Source organism: Collinsella sp. D33t1_170424_A12 (assembly GCF_015554865.1).
In the GTDB taxonomy this organism is placed as follows: Bacteria; Actinomycetota; Coriobacteriia; order Coriobacteriales; family Coriobacteriaceae; genus Collinsella.
Window position 1 is genome coordinate 1 of sequence record NZ_JADNJJ010000163.1, and the last position, 1797, is coordinate 1797.

General features: G+C 67.1%; 1 protein-coding gene and 1 pseudogene. Both read right to left on the reverse strand.

Annotation, left to right across the window (positions count from 1 at the left end; all coding sequences use genetic code 11):
• Positions 1-181: pseudogene (locus I2E26_RS07115) on the reverse strand (serine dehydratase beta chain); the annotation flags it as partial.
• Positions 182-489: 308 nt separating this feature from the next.
• Positions 490-1797: glutamate--tRNA ligase (gene gltX, locus I2E26_RS07120; protein WP_195420176.1), on the reverse strand; the 1308-nt coding region annotated here is incomplete at its 5' end.

Below are 1797 nucleotides of genomic sequence, written 5' to 3' on the forward strand. Positions count from 1 at the left end.
TGTGGGCGAAGCTGTTCCACAGGGTGAAGCGAACGGATGCGACGTCGCCCTCGATGAGCGTCGCCGCCACGCGCGCGCAGCGTAGGGCGCCCGCCGTATGCGACGACGAAGGTCCCACCATAACGGGCCCGAGCACCTCGAACGCCGAGGTGGTGGCAAACGATTGCGGCTTAGCTGCCATGGTTCCTCCTGCTCGACCGGCCGCAGGGGCCGGTGTGGCCCCTGCGGCCGGCTTCGCCTCGCTCAGCAAACGTACGGAGCTCTTTCCAGCCCTCGTGGCCAGCAGCTCGAGCAAGTCGAAGCCTCAAACATCGAAACAATACAACAAGAATTATCTTAGCGAATGGCCGGGCCGCCCTGCACCGCAGCGCCCGCCCCGCCCGATGGCCTCGAGCGGTTCAACAAAGGCCCCGGTACATACCCCCCCGAGCGATTTCTGAGCAAAGCGAAGCTGAGCGAGGGGGATATGTACCGGGGCCGGGGGATGGATTAGAGCGCCATCGGGCGGGCGCGGTCGATGCGGGCGAGGCAGTCGTCACGGCCGATGAGCGCCATGGTTTCGCCCAGTGGCGGGCTCACCATGTTGCCGCATTCGGCGACGCGGACGGCGCCGAAGACGAGGCGCTTCTTCACGTCGAGCGCCTCGGGCAGCGGTTCGAGCGCGGCGTCGATGTGAGCGGGCGTCCACTCGGTCACAGCTTCGAGCGCAGCGCGCGCAGCGTCGAGGACGGCGCCCATGCCTTCCTTGGCCAGGCCCTTGGAAACGGACTTCTCGTCGTACTCCAAGGTCTCGGCCGTCATGAAGACCGGGGCGGCCACGGCGGCGGCGTCGGCGGGCATCTTGGTGCGCGGGCGCACGATGGCTGCCAGGGCGTCGACCCATTCCTCATCGGCCTCGAAGCCCTCGTCGATCAAGCCGGCATCGAGCAGCTCGGGCAACATGATCCCGTCCGCGAACGTCGCGTCGTCCATCGCGTTGATGTACTCGGCGTTCATCCAATCGAGTTTCTTGGGGTCGAAGGTCGCCGGGTTCTTGGAGATGCGCTCCAGGCTGAACTGGCTGGCGAGCACGTCGCGCGGGATGACGGTGGTCTCGCCGTCGAGCGACCAGCCCAGCAGGGCCAGGTAGTTCACGAAGGCGTCGGACAGGTAGCCGGCGTCGCGGTACTCTTCCACGGAGGTGGCGCCATGGCGCTTGGAGAGCTTCTTGCCATCCGCGCCCAAGATCATGGAGATATGCGCGAAGGTGGGCACCGGGGCGCCCATGGCCTCGTAGACCATGACCTGGCGCGGGGTGTTGGAGAGGTGGTCGTCGCCGCGGATGACGTGGGTGATACCCATGAGCGCGTCGTCAACCACGGTGGCGAAGTTGTACGTGGGGGTGCCGTCGGAGCGGAAGATCACGAAGTCGTCGAGCTCCTTGGCGTCGAAGGTGACCTCGCCGTGCACGGCGTCGTTGATCACAACGTTGCCGCGATCCTGGGGTACCTTGATGCGCAGCACGTAGGGCTCGCCGGCATCGATGCGCGCCTGGGCCTCCTCGGGCGAGAGGTCGCGGCAACGGCGCTGGTAGCCCTGGAAGGGGTCCTTGCGGGCCTGGGCGGCCTCGCGGTCGGCGGCCAGCTGATCGGGGGTGCAGAAGCAGGGATAGGCCTTACCTTCGGCCAGCAGGCGCTCGGCGGTCTGCTTGTAGAGGTCGAGGCGCTCGGTCTGCGAATAGGGGCCGAAATCGCCGCCGACCTCGGGGCCCTCGTCCCAATCGAGGCCCAGCCAGCGCATGGCGCGCAGGATGATCTG